This is a genomic window from Streptomyces flavofungini, from assembly GCF_030388665.1.
GTDB lineage: Bacteria > Actinomycetota > Actinomycetes > Streptomycetales > Streptomycetaceae > Streptomyces > Streptomyces flavofungini_A.
In genome coordinates this window covers 5,588,633-5,610,619 of the sequence record NZ_CP128846.1, presented here as the reverse complement: position 1 = coordinate 5,610,619, position 21,987 = coordinate 5,588,633, and the positions used below count along the sequence as shown (strand labels likewise).

The 21,987-nt window shown below is 73.4% G+C and carries 19 protein-coding genes; 12 read left to right on the top strand and 7 right to left on the bottom strand.

The genetic code is table 11. From position 1 onward, the window contains the following. Positions 1–64: 64 nt before the first annotated feature. From QUY26_RS23815 to hutU, 3 genes are all read right to left on the bottom strand, one after another. Positions 65–1,420 (bottom strand): formimidoylglutamate deiminase, encoded by a 1,356-nt coding sequence (locus tag QUY26_RS23815; protein ID WP_289955962.1) that lies wholly within the window; start codon positions 1,418–1,420, stop codon positions 65–67. Continuing rightward, entirely contained in the window at positions 1,417–2,619 is a 1,203-nt protein-coding gene (locus tag QUY26_RS23810; protein ID WP_289949968.1) for an allantoate amidohydrolase, read from the bottom strand. The genes QUY26_RS23815 and QUY26_RS23810 overlap by 4 nt, the downstream gene beginning before the upstream one ends. A 137-nt stretch (positions 2,620–2,756) precedes the next feature. After that, on the bottom strand, positions 2,757–4,487 hold the full coding sequence (gene hutU, locus QUY26_RS23805) for a urocanate hydratase (protein WP_289949966.1): 1,731 nt from the start codon (positions 4,485–4,487) through the stop codon (positions 2,757–2,759). 115 nt (positions 4,488–4,602) lie between these two features. Between hutU and QUY26_RS23800 the strand changes: the two genes are divergently transcribed. Then, positions 4,603–6,096: a diaminopimelate decarboxylase gene (locus QUY26_RS23800; RefSeq protein WP_289949964.1), complete on the top strand. Its 1,494-nt coding sequence runs from the start codon at positions 4,603–4,605 to the stop codon at positions 6,094–6,096. A gap of 20 nt (positions 6,097–6,116) precedes the next feature. Here the strand turns inward: QUY26_RS23800 and QUY26_RS23795 are convergent, their stop codons facing one another. Beyond that, positions 6,117–7,004: a LysR family transcriptional regulator gene (locus tag QUY26_RS23795; RefSeq protein ID WP_289949962.1), complete on the bottom strand. Its 888-nt coding sequence runs from the start codon at positions 7,002–7,004 to the stop codon at positions 6,117–6,119. A gap of 143 nt (positions 7,005–7,147) precedes the next feature. On the opposite strand from QUY26_RS23795, the gene QUY26_RS23790 reads away from it, so the two are divergent. The 7 genes from QUY26_RS23790 (at position 7,148) to QUY26_RS23760 (ending at position 12,914) form a co-directional block, all read left to right on the top strand. Then, positions 7,148–7,789, top strand: a complete 642-nt coding sequence (locus tag QUY26_RS23790; protein ID WP_289949960.1) for a hemerythrin domain-containing protein — start codon at positions 7,148–7,150, stop codon at positions 7,787–7,789. Positions 7,790–7,865: 76 nt separating this feature from the next. Next, positions 7,866–8,867, top strand: a complete 1,002-nt coding sequence (locus QUY26_RS23785) for a GNAT family N-acetyltransferase (protein ID WP_289949958.1) — start codon at positions 7,866–7,868, stop codon at positions 8,865–8,867. 288 nt (positions 8,868–9,155) lie between these two features. Then, positions 9,156–10,523: an APC family permease gene (locus QUY26_RS23780; RefSeq protein ID WP_289949956.1), complete on the top strand. Its 1,368-nt coding sequence runs from the start codon at positions 9,156–9,158 to the stop codon at positions 10,521–10,523. 235 nt (positions 10,524–10,758) lie between these two features. Continuing rightward, positions 10,759–11,169, top strand: a complete 411-nt coding sequence (locus QUY26_RS23775; RefSeq protein WP_289949955.1) for a hypothetical protein — start codon at positions 10,759–10,761, stop codon at positions 11,167–11,169. Positions 11,170–11,228: 59 nt separating this feature from the next. Next, positions 11,229–11,975, top strand: a complete 747-nt coding sequence (locus QUY26_RS23770; protein ID WP_289955961.1) for a transcriptional regulator — start codon at positions 11,229–11,231, stop codon at positions 11,973–11,975. Between the two features lie 82 nt (positions 11,976–12,057). Further along, a complete protein-coding gene (locus tag QUY26_RS23765) occupies positions 12,058–12,474 on the top strand; it encodes a roadblock/LC7 domain-containing protein (RefSeq protein ID WP_289949953.1) in 417 nt (138 codons plus the stop codon). A gap of 65 nt (positions 12,475–12,539) precedes the next feature. Then, positions 12,540–12,914 (top strand): hypothetical protein, encoded by a 375-nt coding sequence (locus tag QUY26_RS23760; RefSeq protein WP_289949951.1) that lies wholly within the window; start codon positions 12,540–12,542, stop codon positions 12,912–12,914. Between the two features lie 84 nt (positions 12,915–12,998). On the opposite strand, the gene QUY26_RS23755 is transcribed toward QUY26_RS23760, so the two are convergent. Next, positions 12,999–13,832 (bottom strand): MurR/RpiR family transcriptional regulator, encoded by an 834-nt coding sequence (locus QUY26_RS23755; RefSeq protein ID WP_289949949.1) that lies wholly within the window; start codon positions 13,830–13,832, stop codon positions 12,999–13,001. Then, on the bottom strand, positions 13,829–15,448 hold the full coding sequence (locus QUY26_RS23750; RefSeq protein WP_289949947.1) for an aromatic amino acid ammonia-lyase: 1,620 nt from the start codon (positions 15,446–15,448) through the stop codon (positions 13,829–13,831). Before QUY26_RS23750 ends, QUY26_RS23755 begins: the two co-directional genes overlap by 4 nt. Positions 15,449–16,014: 566 nt before the next feature. On the opposite strand from QUY26_RS23750, the gene QUY26_RS23740 reads away from it, so the two are divergent. Further along, positions 16,015–16,788 carry a carbonic anhydrase gene (locus tag QUY26_RS23740; RefSeq protein ID WP_289949943.1) on the top strand — a complete coding sequence of 258 codons (774 nt, stop codon included), beginning with the start codon at positions 16,015–16,017 and terminating at the stop codon, positions 16,786–16,788. A gap of 85 nt (positions 16,789–16,873) precedes the next feature. Then, positions 16,874–17,299 (top strand): hypothetical protein, encoded by a 426-nt coding sequence (locus QUY26_RS23735; protein WP_289949942.1) that lies wholly within the window; start codon positions 16,874–16,876, stop codon positions 17,297–17,299. Positions 17,300–17,636: 337 nt separating this feature from the next. On the opposite strand, the gene QUY26_RS23730 is transcribed toward QUY26_RS23735, so the two are convergent. Then, complete coding sequence (locus QUY26_RS23730) at positions 17,637–19,028, bottom strand: cystathionine beta-synthase (RefSeq protein ID WP_289949939.1); 1,392 nt, start codon at positions 19,026–19,028, stop codon at positions 17,637–17,639. Between the two features lie 264 nt (positions 19,029–19,292). Here QUY26_RS23730 and QUY26_RS23725 point away from each other — a divergent pair, with 264 nt between their 5' ends. Then, positions 19,293–20,306, top strand: coding sequence for an SGNH/GDSL hydrolase family protein (locus tag QUY26_RS23725; protein ID WP_289949938.1), 1,014 nt, complete (start codon positions 19,293–19,295; stop codon positions 20,304–20,306). A gap of 372 nt (positions 20,307–20,678) precedes the next feature. After that, positions 20,679–21,899: an acetyl-CoA C-acetyltransferase gene (locus QUY26_RS23720; protein ID WP_289949936.1), complete on the top strand. Its 1,221-nt coding sequence runs from the start codon at positions 20,679–20,681 to the stop codon at positions 21,897–21,899. The last annotated feature ends 88 nt before the right edge of the window (positions 21,900–21,987 follow it).

Sequence of the window (21,987 nt, the reverse complement as noted above, 5' to 3'; positions counted from 1 at the left end):
GGGGTCCAGGGGGCGGCAGCCCCCGGTTTCGGAGAAGGGGTGGGACCGGGGCGCCCCGCGGAGGTCAGTGCAGGGCCGTCACCGCCTCCGCCAGTGCCGACGCCACGTCGGGGATCAACTTGTGCGCGCCGTCGCGGACGACGTGGCGGCCGCCGACGACGGTGTGCCGCACGTCCACCGCGGAGGCGGCGAACACGGCCACCTCCGCCGCGAGCCGCGGCACCGCCCCGGCCGTGCGGACGGAGTCGAGGGCGACGGTGGTGAAGTCGGCGAGGGCACCGGCTTCGAGGGCACCGGCGTCGCCCCAGCCGAGGGCGGCGTGCCCGTCGGCGGAGGCGGCCCGCAGGAGGGCGGCGGCGGTGAAGTGCCCACGGGTGCGCGAACGGAGACGTTCGTTCAGCTCCATGGCCCGCGCCTCTTCGAAGAGGTCGATGACGGCGTGGCTGTCGCTGCCCAGGGAGAGGGGGCTGCCGGCGCGCTGGAGGGCGGGCGCGGGCCCGATGCCGTCGGCGAGGTCGCGCTCGGTGGTCGGGCACATGCAGGTGCCGGTGCCGGAGCCGCCGATGAGGGCGATGTCGGCGTCGGTGAGGTGGGTGTTGTGGACGCCGGTGGTGCGCGCGCCGAGCACGCCGTGGTCGGCGAGGAGCTGTGTCGGCGTACGGCCGTGCACGGCGAGGCAGGCGTCGTTCTCGGCGGTCTGCTCGGAGAGGTGGACGTGCAGCGGCGCGCCGCGCTCGGCGGCCCACTCGGCGACGGTCCCCAACTGCCGTGCGGGCACGGCCCGTACGGAGTGGACGGCCGCGCCCACGCGCACGTGCTCCCGGTCGCCCTCCTTCAGGAGGGAGACCCGCTCGGCCCAGGCCTCGGTCGTGCCGTCGGAGAAGCGCAGTTGGTGGTGGTTCGGAGGCTCGCCCTCGGCGGCGCCGCGCAGGCCCGCCGCGACGTACGCCGTGTCGAGGAGCGTGATGCGGATGCCCGCGTCGGCCGCTGCGGCGATCAGGGCCTCGCCCATGGCGTTGGGGTCGGCGTAGCGGGCGCCGCCGGGCGCGTGGTGCAGGTAGTGGAACTCGCCGACGGCCGTGACCCCGGCGAGCGCCATCTCCGCGTACACGGCCCGCGCGAGGGCGTGGTACGTCTCCGGGGTGAGCCGGTCGGCCACCGAGTACATGACCTCGCGCCACGTCCAGAACGTGCCGCTGCCCACCTGGACGGTGGAACGCAGCGCGCGGTGGAAGGCGTGCGAGTGGGCGTTGGCGAGGCCCGGCAGGGTCAGCCCGCGCAGGACGGTCGCGCCGGGCGGCGGGGCGTCGACGCCCCGGCGGACGGCGGCGATCCGGCCGTCCGCGTCGACGTCGAGGGCGACGCCGGCCTCGACGGTCGGCTCCAGCCAGGCGTGTTCCGCCCAGTAGGTGTGGGTCACCGGCACGCGAGTCCCTCCAGTACGTCCGCGAGCGCGCGCACCCCGGCCAGGCAGTCGTCCTCGGCCGCGTACTCGGCGGGCGAGTGCGAGACGCCCGTGGGGTTGCGCACGAACAGCATGGCGGTCGGGACCGACGCGGACAGGATGCCCGCGTCGTGCCCGGCGCCCGTGCCGAGCACGGGGACCTCGCGGCCGGTGCGCTCCCGCAGGACCGCGCCCAGCTCGTCGCGCAGGGCGTGCTCGAACTCCACGACCGGCGTGAAGGACTCCCGTACGACGTCCAGGTCGATGCCGTGCCGGTCCGCGTACTCGCGGGCCGCCTTCTCGATCGCCGTGACGACGGTGTCCAGGGTGGACTGGTCGGCGGCGCGCGAGTCCAGCCAGCCGCGGACCAGGGACGGGATGGCGTTGACGCCGTTCGGCTCGACCGCGATCTTGCCGAAGGTGGCGACGGCGCCCGCGAGCTCGGCCTCGCGGCGGGCGGCGAGGACCGTCTCCGCGTAGCTCAGCATCGGGTCGCGGCGGTCCACCAGGCGGGTGGTGCCCGCGTGGTTGGCCTCGCCGCGGAAGTCGAAGCGCCAGCGGCCGTGCGGCCAGATGGCGCTCGCGATGCCGACGGGGTCGCCGGACAGGTCCAGGGCACGGCCCTGTTCCACGTGCAGTTCCACGAACGCGCCCACGCGGGCGAGGCGTTCGGGGTCCGCGCCGATCGCCGACGGGTCGTAGCCCGCCGCCTCCATCGCCTCCGGCAGGCTGACGCCGTCCGCGTCCCGCAGCTCGTACGCCGCCTCGCGGGTCAGCTCGCCCGCGGTGAGGCGGGAGCCGACGCAGGCCAGGCCGAAGCGGGCGCCCTCCTCGTCACCGAAGTTGGTGATGGCGAGGGGCTTGGTGAACTTCGCCCCCCTGGCTCGGAGTTCGTCCAGGGCGGCGAAGGACGACACGACGCCGAGGGGGCCGTCGAAGGCGCCGCCGTCGGGGACGGAGTCCAGGTGGGAACCGGTCACGACGGCGTCCCCGGCGGCCGGGTCACCGAGCCAGGCCCACTGGTTGCCGTTGCGGTCCGTCTCGTAGGTCAGGCCGCGGGTCTCGGCCTGCTCCTGGAACCACGTGCGGCAGTCCGCGTCGGCGCCGGTCCAGGCGTACCTGCGGTAGCCGTTCGACTCGCGGTCGCGGCCGATGGGGCTGAGGTCGGCCCACATCTGGTGGAAGGTGGGCCCTGCCGGGGGCTCCCCGATCCCGCCCCTTCCCGAAACCGGGGCTCCGCCCCGGGAAGGGCGGGCGGGTGCGGAATCAGCCCGTCCGGCGCTTGAGGACGAGGCCGCAGGCCGATCGGCGGTCACTTGCCCTCCCGCATGGGAACCCGTACGCCCCGCTCGTCCGCCACCGACTCCGCGATGTCGTACCCCGCGTCGACGTGACGGATGACCCCCATGCCGGGGTCGTTCGTCAGGACGCGCCGCACCTTCTCGCCGGCGAGCTTCGTGCCGTCGGCCACGGACACCTGGCCCGCGTGGAGGGAGCGGCCCATGCCGACGCCGCCGCCGTGGTGGAGGGAGACCCAGGAGGCGCCGGACGCGACGTTGACCATGGCGTTGAGGAGGGGCCAGTCGGCGATCGCGTCGGAGCCGTCGAGCATGGACTCGGTCTCGCGGTAGGGCGAGGCGACGGAGCCGCAGTCGAGGTGGTCGCGGCCGATGGCGAGGGGGGCCTGGAGCTCGCCGGAGGCCACCATGTCGTTGAAGCGCTCGCCGGCCCGGTCGCGCTCGCCGTAGCCGAGCCAGCAGATGCGGGCGGGCAGGCCCTGGAAGTGGACGCGCTCGCCGGCCATCTTGATCCAGCGGTGCAGAGACTCGTTCTCGGGGAAGAGGTCGAGGATCGCCTTGTCGGTCTTGTGGATGTCGGAGGCCTCGCCGGAGAGGGCCGCCCAGCGGAACGGGCCCTTGCCCTCGCAGAAGAGGGGGCGGATGTAGGCGGGCACGAAGCCGGGGAACGCGAACGCCCGGTCGTAGCCGGCGAGTTGCGCCTCGCCGCGGATGGAGTTGCCGTAGTCGAAGACCTCGGCGCCCGCGTCCATGAAGCCGACCATGGCCTCGACGTGCTTGGCCATGGACTCGCGGGCACGCCGGGTGAAGCCCGCCGGGTCCTTCTCGGCCGCCGTCGCCATGTCGTCGAAGTCGACCCCCGAGGGCAGGTAGGCCAGCGGGTCGTGGGCGGACGTCTGGTCCGTCACGATGTCGATCGGGGCGCCCTCGGCGAGCATCCGCGGCAGCAGGTCGGCGGCGTTGCCGAGCAGGCCGATGGAGAGCGGGCGGCGGGCGTCGCGGGCCTCGACGGCGAGCTGGAGGGCGTGCTCCAGGGAGTCGGCCCGCACGTCCAGGTAGCGGTGCTCGATGCGGCGTTCGATGGCGCGCGGGTCGACGTCGATACAGATCGCGACGCCGTCGTTCATCGTGACGGCGAGCGGCTGGGCGCCGCCCATGCCGCCGAGTCCGGCGGTGAGGGTGATGGTCCCGGCGAGCGTGCCGTCGACCCCTTTACCCATCGAATGCAGCTTCGCGGCGACGGCGGCGAAGGTCTCGTACGTGCCCTGAAGGATGCCCTGGGTGCCGATGTAGATCCAGGAACCGGCCGTCATCTGGCCGTACATGGTGAGGCCGAGCGCCTCCAGGCGGCGGAACTCCTCCCAGTTCGCCCAGTCGCCGACCAGGTTGGAGTTGGCGATGAGCACGCGGGGCGCCCACTCGTGGGTCTGCATGACGCCGACGGGGCGGCCGGACTGGACGAGCATCGTCTCGTCCTGCTTGAGGGTCTTCAGGGTGCGCACCATCGCGTCGAAGGAGCGCCAGTCGCGGGCCGCCTTGCCGGTGCCGCCGTAGACGACGAGCTTGTCGGGGTGCTCCGCGACCTCGGGGTCGAGGTTGTTCTGGAGCATCCGGAGGGCGGCTTCCTGCTGCCATCCCAGGGCGCTCAGTTCCGTACCGCGCGGGGCCCGTACGGGGCGAGGCGAAGAGGGCGGCCCGTAGGGCCCCGACTGGGGGCGGTGGTGGGAGACGGGCGGGACTGACATGGCGGTGCCTCCTCGACGCTGTGACGTTGATATTCACATCCTGGGGTCGTGAATAGACCTAGTCAATAGCGCAGCGGGGCAGCGGTGGCGGCGCACGGGTGATTGTCTGGATCACATGGGCCTCGACGACAGGGACGACAGGATCGACGGCAAGGGCGACCAGGGCGGCGCGGACGGCACGGCAGCCCGGCCGTCGGACGCAGCCGAAACCGATCAGTTCACGCGCGTCCTCGGGCAGGCCCCGCCCCACGGCGCCCCCGCACCTCGGGACGCCCCCGTCGGCGACCGCCGCGACCAGGCGATCCGCGCCGCCGTCGAGCAGGGGCTCGTCGGCCCCGCCGCCCCCCTCACCGGGCTCCTCGACGTCGCCGGGATCCGGGCGGGCGCCGCCGCCCTGCACGCCGCGTTCGCCGAGGTCAGCGCGCCGGGCACCCGGATCCTGCACGCCTTCGCCGTGAAGGCGACCCCGCTGGTCCCGGTCCTGCGGCTGCTGCACGACGCCGGGATCGGGGCGGAGGTGGCGAGCCCGGGCGAGCTGGCCCTGGCCCGCGCCGCCGGGATGCCGCCCGCGCACACCGTCCTCGACTCCCCCGCCAAGACCCCGGCCGAGCTGCGCGAGGCCCTCGCCCTCGGCATCGCCGTCAACGCCGACAACCCGCAGGAACTGGCCCGCATCGACGCCCTCGTCCAGTCCGCCCCGACCCGCTCGCCCCTCGGGATCCGGGTGAACCCGCAGGTCGGCGGCGGCGCGATCGAGGCCCTGTCCACAGCCACCGCGACCTCCAAGTTCGGGGTGCCGCTGCGGGACGAGGGCGCCCGGGAGTGGGTCGTCCGCGCGTATCTGGACCGGCCCTGGCTGACCTGCCTGCACACGCACTCCGGGTCGCAGGGCATGCCCCTGGAGCTGATGGCCGGTGGTGTCGCGGCCGCGTACGCGCTCGCCGAGGAGATCAACACGCGCGCGGGCCGCCGCCAGGTCGACACCCTCGACATCGGCGGCGGCCTGCCCGTCAACTTCGCCTCGGACGAGCAGACGCCCACCCACGCCGACTACGCCCGCCTCCTCGCCCGCGAGGTCCCCGGCCTGTTCAGCGGGCGCTACGGCCTGGTCACCGAGTTCGGCCGCTCGCTGCTCGCCAAGCACGGGACGCTGCTCGCGCGCGTGGAGTACGTGAAGTCGGCGGGCGGGCGCGGCATCGCGCTGACGCACGCGGGCGTGCAGGTGGCGACGCGCACGGTGTACGCGCCCGAGTCCTGGCCGCTGCGGGTCGCCGCGTACGACGCGAAGGGGCGCCCCAAGTCGGGCCCCGGCGCCGGCCAGGACATCGCGGGCCCGGCCTGCTTCGCGGGCGACCTGATCGCCAGGGACCGGGAGCTGCCGCCCCTCGAACAGGGCGACCACGTGGCGGTGCTCGACACCGGCGCGTACTACTTCGCCCACCACTACTCGTACAACAGCCTCGCCAGGCCCGCGATCCACGGCTTCGCGGCGGACTCCCGGGAGGAGGGCGGAGCCGTGCGGTTCTCGGTGGTGCGCGAGCAACAGCGCGTCGAGGAGATCGTCGCCGAGGCGGGCGGCGGGGCCCGGGACGCGCTGCGCGAGCTCTGAGAGCGCGGGGCGCAGCGGGATCAGAAGCGGCACACGCCGAGGTCGCGCACCGTGGCGGCCAGCGCGCGCACGAGGTCGTTCTCGGCCTCGGTCCGCCAGACCAGGGCGTAGGTCAGGGACGACAGGTCGGGGACCGGCAGATAGCGGATGTGCGACAAGCCCCAGTACCGGGAGACGTGGCCGGGGAAGCTCTGCACGATCTCGCCCATGCCGACCATGCCGATCAGCTCGTCGGCGTTGTCCGCGGGTGCGACGCGCTCGATCGTCCGGCCCCGCGGGGTGTGGAAGGGCAGATAGCTCTCCTCCCAGTAGTCCGGCAGGCCGATGGCGGTGCCGTGCGGGAAGTCCGCCAGCAGCTCCAGGGGCACCGAGTCCCGCCCGGCGAGCGGGTGGTCGGCGGCCACGGCCAGGATCCGGGAGTCGGTGCACAGCGTCGGACCGACGGTGAAGTCCGGCTCCTGTACCGGCAGCCAGGCCACCACGACGTCCATGGCACCGCTGCGGAGCTGGCCGAACACGTCGGTGAAGGTGGTCTGCCGGATCTGCAGGCCCCACTGCGGGTGCCGCGCGCGGAACGCCTTCCAATAGGGGTGCAGATCGACGAGGTTGAAGGGCAGCATGCTGACGCGGAGCTGCGCCGTGACGCCGCGGGCGGCCAACCGGGCGCGCTCCAGGGACTGGTGCAGGCCCGCGTAGACCGGCTGCAGGTCGTCGCGGAACTGCCGGCCGACCTCCGTCAGGGACACCGCGCGGCTGCTGCGCGTGAACAGCTCGGCGCCGATGCGCCGCTCCTGCTTCTTGATGGCCTGGCTGACCCGCGCCTGGGACACGTGCAGCCGCTGCGCGGTCCGGCCGAAGTGCAGCTCCTCGGCGAGGACCAGGAAGATCTCGATGTCCCGCAGCTCCACCGGCCCCCCAGCCCCAAGCCCTCGGTGTCACGGCGATAACCCAGCGGTTATCGGACGCCGCGAAAATTCGCCTTGATCATACGTGCGGGCCGCACGAGGGTGGTGGGCATGCGAGTACGCGTACGAAGCCCCCTGTACCGGCCGTGAGCGACGCGACCGGTCCGGCCGCGCTGTACGCGATGCACGACGCCCTGCGCCGGGAGCTGGCCCATCTGGACCGGGTCACCACCAGCGCGCACCACGACCCCCGGCACGTCCTCGCGACCGCCCCCGGATGGCAGCTCCTGAAGAAGGCGCTGCACGCCCACCAGTCCGCGGCGGACGAAGCGCTGTGGCCGCCGCTGCGCCACCGGCTGACCGGACGCCCGCGGGACCTGGTGGTCCTGGCGGTGATGGAGGCCGAACACGCCGCCATCGCCCCGGTCGTCGAGGCCATCGACGCGACGCTGGCCGACCCGGGGGCCGACGCGCTGCGCCTCGGCCAGCTGACCGACGCCCTGGCCGGCGGACTCGCCGGGCACCTCGCGCACAGGGAGGACGCGGCCCTGCCGCTGCTCCTGCGGGCGTTGACGGCCGAGCAGTGGGACCGCTTCGGCCGGGTCCAGGCCCGGCGGATCGGCCGGGACGCGCCCTTACTGCTGCCGTGGCTGCTCGACGGCGCCGACGAGCCGACCGTGGCCACGCTCCTCGCTCCGCTGCCCGCGTCCGAGTACGCCGCGTACCTCACCCGGTGGGCCCCGGCGTACGCCCTGCTGGACCGCTGGAGCGCGGGCACCGCGACCTGACACGCACCCGCCCCGCCCCTCCTCGGCCCTCTCCCCCTTGAACCGCTTTCGACCACTCGTCCCGGGAGTCCTCACCTTGTCCGAGCCCGCCATCCTCCGCCCGCTCCCCGAGGTCACGGCCGCCGACGCGGCCGCCTGGCACCGGATCGTCGCCGCCTCCACGGCCCACGACCTGCCCGGCGTGCTGCCGCCCGACCCCGAGCAGACCCTCGCCCGGCTCACCAAGCCCGCCCTGGACAGCCACCGGCTGACGTGGCTGGCCGCGGGGGCGGACGGCGTGCCGGTCGGCGTCGCGGGCCTGCGCCTCTTCGCGTCCCCGGGGCGCGACCACCTGGCCGAGCTCGAACTCCACGTGGACCCCGCGCACCGGCGCCTCGGCACCGGCTCCCGCCTCCTCGCGGCGGTCGTGGCGGCCTGCCGCGCCGAGGGCCGGCGCAGCCTGATCGTCGAAGCCGCGGCCGCGGGGCCCGGCGAGGCCTTCTGCGAACAGCGGGGCTTCCGCCGGGCGTTGACCCTGGACCACCTGCTGCTGCGCCTCGACGACGTGGCCGAGGCCGACCTGGTGAAGCTCGCCGACGCCGAGCACCCCGGCTACCGCCTCACCGGCTGGACCGGCGCGGTTCCCGACGACCTCGCCGACGCGTTCGCCGCGGCCAAGAACGCGATGAACGACATGCCCGTCGGCGACCTGGACTTCGGCAGCGTCGCCTGGGACACCGCCCGCGTCCACGCGATGGCGAAGGTGGTGGCCGACCGCGGGGACACCCTCCTGACGATCGCCGCCCTCCACGACGACGGCACCATGGCCGGCTACACCGAGATCCTGATCCCCCGGGGCGCGCCGCCCCGGGTCCAGCAGTACGACACGGCGGTCGTGCCCGAACACCGGGGCCACGGGCTCGGGTTGTGGGTCAAGGCCGCCATGCTGCGCCGACTGCGCGCCGAGCACCCCGACGTCACCGAGATCGAGACGGACAACGCCGACGACAACGTCCACATGCTGGCGGTCAACCACGCCCTGGGCTTTCGCCCCCACCGGCGCACGCGTGAGTTCCAGCTCGACGTGCCGACGTCCTGACCCCGCTGCCGGCCGTCCCCGTGAACCTCGTCATCGTCGTGTTCCCCGTGATCCCAGTGATCTTCGTGTTCCTCGTGATCCTCTTCATCGTCGAGGAGCGCCCATGAACGTGTCCGCCGCCGCCCTGTCCCTGACCGACGACGATGCGGACGCCGCCCCCGACGCCGCCTGATCCGGGTGAGCCGACGGCGGGTTGTTGTCGAACTCCCGCTTCACCGGTCCCTCCACCGGGAAGAAGATCCTTCCCAACCGGAAACGGCACACCCGTCACCCTCGGGGGAGGCTCCTGTGACGACGTCAGGAACCAGCGGCACCACAAGACCGGCGGAGCCCGAGGACCCGGGCCTGAAGCGGGTGCTCGGCCCCAAGCTGCTCATCCTCTTCGTGATCGGCGACATCCTCGGCACCGGCATCTACGCCACCACCGGCAAGGTCGCGGGAAAGGTCGGCGGCGCGCTGTGGCTGCCGTTCGCGATCGGGTTCGTCGTGGCGATCCTGACGGCCGCGTCGTACGTGGAGCTGGTCGGCAAGTACCCGAAGGCGGCCGGGGCCGCGCTCTACACCCAGAAGGCGTTCAAGGTCCCCTTCCTCACCTTCATCATCGCGTTCATGGTGATGGCGTCGGGCCTCGCGTCGGCGAGCGCGGCGGCCCGCGCCTTCAGCGGCGACTACCTGAGCGAGCTGACCGGGGACGCGCTGCCGCCGACGCTCGTGGCGATCACGTTCATCCTGGTCCTCGCGGCGCTGAACCTGCGCGGCGTCTCGGAGTCCGTGAAGACCAACGTCGTGCTGACCGTGGTCGAGCTGACCGGCCTGCTGATCATCCTCTCGATCGGCGCGTGGGCGGTGTTCAGCGGGGACGGGGAGCCGGCGAGGCTCACCGAGTTCGAGGCGGACGGCACCGGGTACGCCCTGCTCACCGGCGTACTGGGAGCGACCGCGCTCGGCTTCTTCGCCTTCGTGGGCTTCGAGGACTCGGTGAACATGGCCGAGGAGACGAAGGACCCGACGCGCACGTTCCCCAAGGCGATCTTCATCGGTGTCGCCGTCACCGGCACGATCTACGTCCTGGTCGCCCTCGTCTCGTCGCTCGTCGTCGACTACGAGACCCTGTCGGGCTCCAGCGGGCCGCTGCTCGAAGTGGTGAAGGCCGGAGGCGTCGACTTCCCGCACAAACTCTTCGCCCTGATCGCCCTGTTCGCGGTCACCAACTCGGCCCTCATCAACATCATGATGGCCTCCCGGCTCTGCTACGGCATGGCCAACGAACGCATCCTGCCGCGCGCCATGAGCCGCGTCCTGCCCCGGCGGCGCACCCCGATCGTGGGCATCGTCTTCGTCTCGCTCCTGGCCGTCGGCCTGGTGACGACGGGCGAGATCGAGGGCCTCGGCGACACGACCGCGTTCCTGCTCCTGTGCGTGTTCGCCGTCGTCAACGTCGCCGTCCTCGTCCTGCGCCGCGACCCGGTGGACCACCCGCACTTCCGCGCCCCCACCGCCCTGCCGGTCCTCGGCGCGATCACCGCGCTGATCCTGGCGAGCCCACTGGCGGACCGCGCCGCGGACGTCTACATCCGCGCCGGGGTGCTGCTGGCGATCGGCATCGGCCTGTGGGCGGTGAACAAGGTGGTGCTGCGGGTCCGCGACGAGGACTGAGCCACCGGCCAGAGGGACGGCTCGATCACTTGCCCGATACATCCGATCAGCGGCTAGCCGTTCCCGAAACACCCGCCGAACCGATCTTGTCGGGCTTGGGCATGTTCCCCAGGGAAATGCCCATTCCACACGGCACTTCGACTTCGCTGCGTACTTTCCTCCCACCGGGCGGCTGGGGCCTCCCGGTGGGGTGGTGGGGGCCACCCCTGTTCCACCCTGGGGAAGGGGAAGCCGCGTGCCCGGAATCGACGAGTGTCTGCTCGAGGCGATGACACTGCCCGGCGCGCGCGGTGCAGCGATCGTCGACTGGACCAGCGGGCTCGCCCTTGGTTCGGTCGGCGATTCGCCCAACAAGGACCACGAGGCCACCGCCGCGGAGACCGCCGAGGTGGCACGCTCGGCGGCCGAGTACCGGGCGTTCGTGGACCTCGACGCGGGCTTCCCCGGCGAGAACCCGCCCACCAAGCGGCTCCCGGTCGAGGACCTCCTGCTCAGCACGAGGAACGGCTTCCACGTGATCCGCTTCGTGGAGACGACCTTCGACAGCAGCGTCTTCCTGTACCTCTGGCTCGACCGGGACACCGGCAACCTCGCCCTCGCGCGCATCCGGCTGCGGGACCTGTCCGAGCGGCTGGTGCTGGTGTGACGGCCGTGCGGACGAGCGCGCCGGAGCGGGCACCGGCGGTCGCGACCGCCGCCTTCCCGATGCTGATGCGCCTGGCCGACGAGCGGGCCACCGGCGCGTTCCTGCGCGACCAGGGCGTCCTCTACCTCGCGGAGGGGCACGTCGTGCACGCCGAGAGCCCTTCGGCGCCCGGCCTCGACGTGCTGCTCACGGTCGGCGGCACACTGCCCGCGCAGGGCTGGCAGGACGCCCTGACCCGGGCCGGGGCCCGGCACGAGGTGGGCCGGGACCTGGTCGGCAGCGGCCGGGTGGCCGCGGGCGAGCTGGAGCTGTGCCACCTCGGCGCGCTGTTCGACGCCGCGTTCTTCGTGCTCGGTCCGGCGAGCGGGCCCACCCATTTCCGGTACGGCGTCACGCACTGGTTCGGCCAGGTGCGGCCGGTGCCCGCCGCCGCCGTGGAGCGGGAGGCGCGGCGGCGCAGGGCGCTCCTCGACAGCGTCTGGCCCTGCCCCGACGTGGACACCGCCCCGGTCGTTCCCCGACCGCCGGCGCCCGGCCAGACGGTCACGGGGCGCCAGCACGCCGTGCTGCGCCTCGCCGACGGGATCCGCACGCCGACGGCCATCGCCTGGGCCCTCGGCCGACCCACGTTCCACACCCTGGTCGAGATCAGACGCATGGCCGCCGCCGGACTCGTGGAGACCCCGCAGGCCCCGGACCCGGCCCCGGCCCTCCCGCTGTCCCCGCTGCCCGCCTCGCTCGACTGCGCCGAGCCGGACATCGCCCTGCTGCGCCGACTCCGCGACGCGTTGGAGGCACACCTGTGACGCTCCGCACCGCCCGCCGGACCGAACCCTCGGTCCCATGAAGTTCACCGTGCCCTGGAGGCGCGCCGGGAGGAGACAACTCATGGCTGCCGAAGCCGACGTACTCGGTGAACTGAGACGGCTGCGCACCCGGATCCCTCAGCTCAGGGGGGCCCTGACCGCCAGCGTCGACGGGCTCGTCCTCGCGCAGGACACCACCGACATCGAGGCGGAGGGCGTCTGCGCGCTGACCGCGGCAGCGCTCGGCGTGGCGCTGCGGCTGTCCGAGGCCACCCATCAAGGCGGCTTCCGGGAACTGCTGATCCGCGGTGAACAGGGCTACCTGGCCACGTACACGGCGGGTTCGACAGCGGTGCTCACCCTGCTCGCCGAGCCCCGCGTGAACGTGGGCCGACTGCACCTGGAAGGCCGCCGCTCCAGCGCTCTGATCGGTGAGCTGGTCGACGCCGCGACCGGAAGGGGCGTCGGCACCCGAGATACGGAGGACGCCGAGCCATGACCCCCACCACACCCTCATCGCCCTCGTCACGGGCATCCACCAGACGGAAAGGAAGTGCAACCCCCATGGCCAACACGGAGACGGCACTCAAAGAAGCGAGCGCGTCGATCGAAGGCGTCATCGGCGCCGCCCTGGTCGACTACACGAGCGGCATGGCGCTCGGCACGCTCGGCGGCGGCAAGGACCTGGACCTGTCCGTGGCCGCCGCGGGCAACACGGACGTGGTCCGCGCCAAGCTGCGCACCATGGAGATGCTGGGCCTGAAGGACGAGATCGAGGACATCCTGATCTCGCTCGGCTCCCAGTACCACCTCATCCGCCTCATCAAGGGGCGCAACAACAACGGCCTGTTCCTCTATCTGGCGCTCGACAAGAGCAGGGCCAACCTGGCCATGGCCCGGCACCAGCTCAAGCGCATCGAGTCGGGACTGGACGTCTGACCGGCCCCGGGCGGGCGGACCCGGCCTCCGGGCCCCGGTACCGCCCGCCCGGCGGCTCCCCGACTGCTCGACGGACAGCCGCCGCTACTCGACGAACAGCCCCCGCTCCGCCGCCCCCACGTCGAACTCCTCCAGGCGCGCCTGCGCGTCCGGGAGCCCGTCGCACATGGCTTCGAGGAGCACCCGCCCGAGCAGCATCGGCGCGCACGCCGTGTCGAAGGCGAGCCCCGTGCCGACGGCGGCGGGCAGCAGGAGGTCGGAGTGCGCGGCGACGGGCGCGAACGCGGAGTCGGCGACGGTGACCACGGTCAGCCCGGCGGACCGGGCGTAGGCGAGGGCGTCGACGACCTCGCGGGGGTGGCGGGGCAGCGCGAAGCAGAGCAGCGCGGAGGCCCCGGCGCGCACGGCCGCGTCGACGCGGTCGGTCAGCATGGAGCCGCCCTCGTCGAGGAGGCGCACGTCGGGGTGGACCTTCGCGGCGAAGTAGGAGAAGCCGTAGGCCTGGGACGCGGCGGCGCGCAGGCCGAGGACGGGCAGCGGCCGGGAGGAGGCGAGGACGTGTCCGGCCCGCTCCACCGGCGCCGGGTCGGCGAGGAGTTCGGACAGGTGCCGGAGGTTCTCGATCTCGGCTTGCACGGCCTGCTGGTACTCGTTGAGGTCGGCGTCCGTACCGGCCTCGGCGGGGGCGACCTCCCGCAGGTGGCGGCGGAGCGCGGGGTAGCCGTCGAAGCCGAGGGCGACGGCGAAGCGGGTCACGGACGGCTGGCTGACGCCGGCGAGTTCGGCGAGCTCGACGCTGGAGAGGAAGGGCGCGTCGGCGGCGCGCCGCACCATGCAGTGGGCGATGCGCCGCTGGGTGGGCGTGAGCCGGTGCCCTTCGAAGAGCACCTGAAGCCGTGCCGCGGGACTGTCACTCATGCCGTACCTCGTCGCTCTGTCCACGTGATCCCCTCGTCGGCGCCCGCGTCCCCCGTGTCCGCCCGGCCCAGGTGCTCCCACAGCTCCGTGAACCGGTCGAGGAGGGCGGCCGCCGCCGTCACATCATCCGTCAGCGGGCGGTCCGCGGTGTCCTGATCAAGGACCTCGGCGGCGAGTTCGTACGCCCACGCCACCGGAAGCCCGGGCTCGAGGCGCAGCTCGCGCTGGCGCAACGCCCGTACCGCGGCGACCAGTTCGCACCCGACCACGAGCCGGTAGGCGCCGCACGCCCGCAGGGTCTGGCGCGCCGCGAGGGAGGCGAAGCTCGCCTGCTCCTCGACGCCCCGGGACAGGACCGCGTGGCCGAGCGAGGCGGGGGCCGAGAAGGCCCGCAGGTCGCCGAGGGCGGCACCGGCCGCGTACTCCAGGATCATCACCCCGGACGAGGCGGGTTCCGCGTCGGCGAGGAAGGGGCGAAGGCGGGTGAACGCCGGTTCGTTGAGGGTGGACAGGCGGGAGCTGGACAGCCGGGCGGCCTGGGTCACCGCGAGCCTGAAGTGGTCCAGGGACAGGGCGAGTTGGGCCATGTAGAAGCCGCCGTGGTGGTAGGCGGCCAGGTCGGCGGGCGAGATCAGGGGATTCTCGGCGGCCGCGTTGATCTCCACGGTCAGGACGTTCTCCAGGGCGTCGGCGGCGTCGTGCGCGGGGCCGTGGATCTGCGGGACGCAGCGGAATCCGTACGGGTCCTGGATCCGGCCGAGCGGCGGCGTCGGGCGGTCGGCGGCGCCGAGCAGGCGGCGCATGCGCTCGGCGACGGCGTAGGAGCCGGGGTGCCGCCGCGCCTCGTGGACGGGCAGCGCGTACGCCTCGTAGGAGCCGTCCACCGCGAGCAGGGAGAGGCCCGCCACCACCTGGGTCGCGCCGAGGAGGCCGCGCAGTTCGTGCAGGGCGAGGGCGGACTGGCCGAGAGTGAGGGCGTTGCTGCTGATCAGGGCGAGGGCGTCGTTGTTGTCCAGGGACTGGGGGCGGGGGGCCGCGCCCCGCCAGGGGTGTTCACCGGCGAGGGCGAGGCCCATCTGGGACAGGGCGGCGATGTCGCCGGTGCCGACGGACCCGAACTCGTTGACCACCGGGTACGCCCCGGCCTCAAGGGCCTCGCACAGCGCGGTCACGACGCTCGGGCGCAGTCCGGCGCCGCCCGCGAGGAGCTGGTTGGCGCGTACGGCGAGCATGGCGCGGACCTCGCGGGCGGGCAGTTCGGCGCCGATGGCGCCCGCGTGGGAGCGCAGGAGCCTCAGGCCGTGGTCGGCGGCGGCCTCGGTGGGCACGTCCTCGGTGCGGTTGGCGCCGACACCGGTGGACCGGCCGTAGACGCGGCCCCAGGAGGCGATCCGGCGGGCCGCGTGCCAGGACTCCTCGACGCGCTTGAGGGCGTCGGTGCCCGCGACGGGCCGCGCGGCGGAGTCGGCGAGGCGGACGACGTCGGCGACGGGCAGGCCGAGCCCGTCGAGGACGACCACGGGGGCCTCGGCGGCCCCGCCGACCTCGACGGCCGGGGACACCGCGCCGGAACCGGAACCTCCGTCAGCCACCGCGTCCGCGACATGAGACGGCATCACGCGCATTTCCTCCTCAAACCGGACCGCACATCTGGCCCGTCGAGCACTCATCACCAGTGATTCACGCCGGAGCATCGACAACCTATTCAGGTACCGAGAACTCTGCATGACGATATACAGCCGGGCAACCGAACCGCGCCGCTTCACCCCGAGGACGTGGCGAACGACTGAGCGCCGAAACACGGCATCACGAAGAAGCGGCCCCACCCCAGACCCTCCCCCCCCCAAAAAAAGCCCTGAAGGAGCAGGGAGGACCCCCATGGCGGGCGCGGACATCTCCTGGATGGCGGGGCTCGCGGTCCCCGCGCTCCTGTACCGGGCGGTGGCGCGCCGGAACACGGCCCACATCCCGGAGCGAGCGCCGCATGGGACCCCGGCGCCGGTTCAAGAGCCGGTATCGGGCACGCCATGACCTGACGCGAAATCAACAAAGCCTGGACCAAGGGCACTTGATGCCCCGGGGGCGCTGATTACGGTGAACCGCCGCACGCCACCCGCCGCCCGAGCGACCCCGCCGAGGACCCCGCGCGAGCGGTCCCGCCCAGGACCCCGAAGGACGCGTCATGCCCGCCACCACCCCGGCGATACCTCCCGCCACCCCGGCGACACCTCCCGCCACCCCGCCCGGATCCGACCCCACCGCCCGCAGATCCCCGGCCAACCGCCGGGCCTTCCTGACGGCGACGGCCGCCACCGTGCTCACCTCCGCCACCGCCGTGGCCTCCGCGGCGCCCGCCAGCACCCGCCCGGCGGCAGGCCGTGCCCGCCCCGGCACCGCCGAGCAGGCGCTCGCCGCCCTCCTCGAAGGCAACCGGCGCTGGGCGAAGGGCCGCTCCCGCCATCCGCACGAGGACCGGGCGCGGCGCCTGGAGGTCACCCAAGAGCAGCACCCGTTCGCGACGGTCCTGTCCTGCGTCGACTCCCGGGTGCCGCCGGAGCTGGTCTTCGACCAGGGGCTCGGCGATCTCCTCGTCATCCGCACGGCGGGCGAGGTCCTGGACGAGGCGGTGCTCGGCTCCCTCCAGTTCGGGGTGGCGGAGCTGCACATTCCGCTGCTGCTCGTCCTCGGGCACGAGCGGTGCGGGGCGGTGGCGGCGACGATCGAGCAGCTGCGGACGGGCAAGCAGGTGCCGGGCCACCTCGCCCGGCTCGTCGAGGGCATCGTCCCGTCCGCGTGGGCCTGCCGGGACGAGCCCGGGGACTGGGTCGACCACACCGTGGCCGCGCACGCCCGGCGCATGCGGGACACGCTGCGCGCGGACCCCGCGTTCCGGCCCACCACGGTCCTCGCCGCCCGCTTCGACCTGGACTCAGGCCTGGCGCGCGTACTGCCCTGACCTGGACCCCAGGGGGCCTGGCCCAGGGCGGAAAGGGGGGATACCCCCACTGCCCGCGGGGCCGACGCTGCGTACCGTATGGGCTATGGAAGCCCCTCGTGACGCCGAACTCAAGAAGGAACTCGACGCCGCCTTGCACGCGCGCAAGGACCTCGGCGAAGAGTACGAGTCCGCGCTCGTCGACTCGTTCCTCGAAAAGGTCGAGAAGCGCCTCGACAGCACGATCGACCGCCAGATGCGCAGGCACCTGGCCGAGCAGCAGATGATCATGGCCCGGGGCGCGCGCAACCCCGCGAGCGGCGTCGACTCCTGGGGCGAGCGCTTCGGCTTCGGCGTGGTCTCCCTGATCCTCGCCATCCCGCTCTCCGCGATCGGCGTGGTCAACGCGGACCTCCCCGGCCTGTTCGTGACCTGGTTCGGCATCGTGGGCGTCAACGCGGTGCACGCGGCCCGGGGCACCGGCCTGCTGTCGGCGTTGCGCCGCGGCCGCAAATCCGAGTGGTCGGACTAGGGCCTGTCCGGGGCCCGGCAGGGCCGAGGCCGGATGGAGGGCGCGGGTAGCGCGGGGACCGCCGCACCCCCAGGGCGGGCCCGGGGGGCGGGACGACGGCGGTCCCCGCGAGGAACGCGGGCCGGGTCAGGGCCGGGCTCCGCGTCCGAGGCGTCCTGGAGGTCCGGGAGCCGCTCCGGAAGTCCTGACGCCGACACCCACCAAGGTGCCGTACGCGTGTTAAGCGGGTGCTGCGCGGACGTGTCGCCTTCGTACCGCTTCCGCGAAGTTCCCTCCCCCGCGGCCGGGGTGCGGGCACGACCGGCACCGGCCGGCCGCGCCCGCACCCGAGGAACGCCTACGCCCCCTGCTGCTCCGCGAGGAACGCGAGCAGGTCCTGACGGCTCACCACACCCGTGGGCTTGCCCTCGACGAGGACGATGGCGGCGTCGGCGGAGCCGAGGACCGACATCAGGTCGGCGACGGGCTCGCCGGAGCCGACCTGTGGCAGCGGGTCGGACATGTGCTTCTCCAGCGGGTCGCCGAGCGAGGCCCGCTGGGCGAACAGCGCGTCGAGCAGCTCGCGCTCGACGACGGAGCCGATGACCTCGGCGGCCATCACGTCCGGGTGCCCCGCGCCGGGCTTGACGATCGGCATCTGCGAGACGCCGTACTCGCGCAGGACCTCGATGGCCTCGCCGACGGTCTCCTCGGGGTGCATGTGGACGAGGGAGGGCAGCTCGCCGCCCTCCTTGCGGCGCAGCACGTCGCCGACGCGCGGCTGGTCGCCGGCCTCCTCCAGGAAGCCGTAGTCGTTCATCCACTCGTCGCTGAAGATCTTGCTCATGTAGCCGCGGCCGGAGTCCGGGAGCAGCACGACCACCACGTCGTCCGGGCCGAGGCCCTCCGCGACGCGCAGCGCCGCCACGACCGCCATGCCGCAGGAGCCGCCGACGAGCAGGCCCTCCTCCTTGGCCAGGCGCCGGGTCATCTGGAAGGAGTCCTTGTCCGAGACCGCGACGATGTCGTCCGTCACGTTCCGGTCGTAGGCCGTCGGCCAGAAGTCCTCACCGACGCCCTCGACGAGGTAGGGCCGCCCGGAGCCCCCGGAGTACACGGACCCCTCGGGGTCGGCGCCGATGACCTTGACCTTGCCGCCGGAGATCTCCTTCAGGTACCCGCCGGTACCGGAGATCGTGCCGCCGGTGCCGATGCCGGTGACGAAGTGGGTGATCTTCCCCTCCGTCTGCTCCCACAGCTCGGGGCCGGTGGAGTGATAGTGCGAGAGGGGATTGTTCGGGTTGGAGTACTGGTCCGGCTTCCAGGCGTCGGGGATCTCGCGTACGAGGCGGTCCGAGACGTTGTAGTACGAGTCCGGGTGCTCGGGGTCGACGGCGGTCGGGCAGACGACCACCTCGGCGCCGTACGCGCGCAGCACGTTGATCTTGTCGGTCGACACCTTGTCCGGGCACACGAAGACGCACTTGTAGCCCTTCTGCTGGGCCACGATGGCAAGGCCGACGCCGGTGTTGCCGCTGGTCGGCTCGACGATCGTGCCGCCGGGGCGCAGCTCGCCGCTCGCCTCCGCCGCCTCGATCATGCGCAGCGCGATGCGGTCCTTCACGGAGCCGCCGGGGTTGAAGTACTCGACCTTGGCGAGGACCGTGGCCTTGAGGCCCGCGGTCACGTTGTTGAGCCGCACCAGCGGGGTGTTGCCGACGAGGCTGATCATCGAGTCGTGGAAATGCACCGTGGTCTCCGTTTTTCCGGGGTATCCGGGCTGCGATGTCGTGGCCGCCCACCGTGACGGACGAGCCGCGTGGGCCGCGGGTGTCGCACGGCCCCACCGGCTCGCGCCCGGGGTCGCCGCACGAGGTTTTCGGTCCCGTCAGCCTACGGCTCGGACTCCCCCGTTCACCTCCGCTCGCGATTGGCCGCCCGGTCCGACGGGGCAATGACTGGATGTACGGGACGAAATGGGCTCCACACGACTGGACTGGGGTGACGGCGGAGCATGTCGAGGGCGAGGGTGGCGCGGCGCATCGCCGCGGGCGCGGCGTACGGCGGCGGAGGCATCGGGCTGCTCGGCGCGGCCACGGTCGGGGTCGTCCTCGCCGAGGTGCAGCTGGCCAAGCGTTCGGTGGGCAACGGCGGGTACGGGGCGCCGCCGCGGGCGAACGGACGCTACGGGGCGGCGTTCGCCGAGCGCTCCGAGTGCGGGGAGCCGCTGCGGTTCGCCGTGCTCGGCGACTCCACGGCCGCGGGCCAGGGCGTGCGCCGGGCGCAGCAGACCCCGGCGGCGCTCCTCGCCTCGGGCCTGGCCGCGGTGGCGGAGCGGCCGGTGGACGTGCGGGTGGTGGCGCAGCCGGGGGCGCAGTCCGACGACCTGGAGCGGCAGGTGTCGCTGGTCCTGTCCGACGAGACAGGCTGGGTGCCCGATGTGTGCGTGGTGATGATCGGGGCGAACGACGTCACCCACCGGATGCCGGCGACCCGCTCCGTGCGGCTGCTCTCGGCGGCGGTGCGCAGGCTGCGGACGGCCGGGGCGGAGGTGGTGGTGGGGACGTGTCCCGACCTCGGGACCATCGAGCCCGTCTACCAGCCGCTGCGCTGGCTGGCGCGGCGGGTGTCGCGGCAGCTCGCCGCCGCGCAGACCATCGGGGTGGTGGAGCAGGGGGGCCGGACGGTGTCCTTGGGCGATCTGCTCGGGCCCGAGTTCGCGGCGAACCCGCGGGAGCTGTTCGGTCCCGACAACTACCACCCCTCCGCGGAGGGGTACGCCACCGCGGCGATGGCCGTCCTGCCCACGCTGTGCGCCGCGCTCGGCCTGTGGCCGGAGGAGGAGCGGCCCGACGTGTCGCGCCGCGAGGGCTTCCTGCCCGTGGCCCGTGCCGCCGCCAAGGCCGCCTCCGAGGGCGGCACGGAGGTCACCGGCGCCATGCCCACGGGCCCCCGTGGCCCCTGGGCCCTCCTCAAGCGCAGGCGCCGCCGCCGCATCCAGGAACCGGACCCGTCGCCGATTCCGTAGCGGCCTCGCGGGGGCGCCCCAGTCCCGCCCCTGCCCGAAACTGGGCTCCGCCCCAGACCCCGCTCCTCAATCGCCGGAGGGGCTGAGAATTCTCGCCGGTGGAGCCGGCTTCCAGCCCGCCCCGGGGGCATTTCAGCCCGTCCGGCGTTTGAGGACGAGGCGCGGAGCGCCGACAGCGGAGTCCAGGGGCGCGGCCCCGGTTTCGGGAAAGGGGCGGGACTGGGGCGCCCCGCGAGGCCTCGACCTGAGCAGCCGCTTAGAAATGCGGCCCGCGTCACAGCTCCCGCCCCGTGACCGACAGCGATACGTGCAGGTAACTTCCCAGGGAGTCCTGCCCTGCCCCCAGGGCGCCCCCGCCAGTAGGAGCCCGTGATGCCCGAAGCCGTGATCGTCTCCGCTGCCCGCTCCCCCATCGGCCGCGCCTTCAAGGGCTCCCTGAAGGAGCTGCGCCCGGACGACCTGACCGCCACGATCGTCCAGGCGGCCCTCGCCAAGGTGCCCGCGCTCGACCCGAAGGACATCGACGACCTGATGCTGGGCTGCGGCCTGCCCGGCGGCGAGCAGGGGCACAACCTCGGCCGGATCGTCGCGGTGCAGATGGGGATGGACCACCTCCCCGGCTGCACCATCACGCGCTACTGCTCCTCCTCGTTGCAGACGTCCCGGATGGCGCTGCACGCCATCAAGGCCGGCGAGGGCGACGTCTTCATCTCGGCGGGCGTGGAGATGGTGTCCCGCTCCGTGAAGGGCACCAGCGACGGCCAGCCCGACACCCACAACCCGCTCTTCGCGGACGCCGAGGCCCGCACCGCGGCCCGCGCCCAGGAGACCGGCACCGACTGGCACGACCCGCGCGAGGACGGCCTGGTCCCGGACGCGTACATCGCGATGGGCCAGACCGCCGAGAACCTCGCCCGGCTGAAGGGCGTCACCCGCGAGGACATGGACGAGTTCGGCGTCCGGTCCCAGAACCTCGCCGAGGAGGCCCTGAAGAACGGCTTCTGGGAGCGCGAGATCACGCCGGTCACCACGCCCGACGGCACGGTCGTCAGCAAGGACGACGGGCCGCGCGCGGGCGTCACCCTGGAGGGCGTGGCGGGCCTCAAGCCGGTGTTCCGCCCCGACGGCCTGGTCACCGCGGGCAACTGCTGCCCCCTGAACGACGGCGCCGCCGCCCTGGTGATCATGAGCGACACCAAGGCCCGCGAGCTCGGCCTGACCCCGCTGGCCCGGATCGTGTCGACCGGCGTCTCCGGCCTCTCCCCGGAGATCATGGGCCTCGGCCCGGTCGAGGCCAGCAAGCAGGCGCTCAAGCGCGCCGGGCTCGGCGTCGGCGACATCGACCTGGTCGAGATCAACGAGGCCTTCGCCGCCCAGGTCATCCCGTCCTACCGCGACCTCGGCATCCCGCTGGAGAAGCTGAACGTCAACGGCGGCGCCATCGCCGTGGGCCACCCCTTCGGCATGACCGGCGCCCGCATCACCGGCACGCTGATCAACAGCCTCCAGTTCCACGACAAGCAGTTCGGCCTGGAGACGATGTGCGTCGGCGGCGGCCAGGGCATGGCGATGGTCATCGAGCGCCTGAGCTGAGACCGAGCCCGTCCACGGCCCCGCCGGGACCGGCGCCGCGAGCGGCCGGACCCGCACCCTGAGTGGCCGCTCGTCTCAAGGGCCGGGA

Coding starts and splice junctions, on each gene's coding strand:
- hutU (WP_289949966.1), bottom strand. CDS start 4,487: ATGTCAGTCCCGCCCGTCTCCCACCACCGCCCCCAGTCGGGGCCCTAC.
- QUY26_RS23770 (WP_289955961.1), top strand. CDS start 11,229: ATGCTGATGCGCCTGGCCGACGAGCGGGCCACCGGCGCGTTCCTGCGC.
- QUY26_RS23765 (WP_289949953.1), top strand. CDS start 12,058: ATGGCTGCCGAAGCCGACGTACTCGGTGAACTGAGACGGCTGCGCACC.
- QUY26_RS23735 (WP_289949942.1), top strand. CDS start 16,874: ATGGAAGCCCCTCGTGACGCCGAACTCAAGAAGGAACTCGACGCCGCC.
- QUY26_RS23740 (WP_289949943.1), top strand. CDS start 16,015: ATGCCCGCCACCACCCCGGCGATACCTCCCGCCACCCCGGCGACACCT.
- QUY26_RS23725 (WP_289949938.1), top strand. CDS start 19,293: ATGTCGAGGGCGAGGGTGGCGCGGCGCATCGCCGCGGGCGCGGCGTAC.
- QUY26_RS23750 (WP_289949947.1), bottom strand. CDS start 15,448: ATGCCGTCTCATGTCGCGGACGCGGTGGCTGACGGAGGTTCCGGTTCC.
- QUY26_RS23760 (WP_289949951.1), top strand. CDS start 12,540: ATGGCCAACACGGAGACGGCACTCAAAGAAGCGAGCGCGTCGATCGAA.
- QUY26_RS23755 (WP_289949949.1), bottom strand. CDS start 13,832: ATGAGTGACAGTCCCGCGGCACGGCTTCAGGTGCTCTTCGAAGGGCAC.
- QUY26_RS23720 (WP_289949936.1), top strand. CDS start 20,679: ATGCCCGAAGCCGTGATCGTCTCCGCTGCCCGCTCCCCCATCGGCCGC.
- QUY26_RS23810 (WP_289949968.1), bottom strand. CDS start 2,619: ATGTGGGCCGACCTCAGCCCCATCGGCCGCGACCGCGAGTCGAACGGC.
- QUY26_RS23800 (WP_289949964.1), top strand. CDS start 4,603: ATGGGCCTCGACGACAGGGACGACAGGATCGACGGCAAGGGCGACCAG.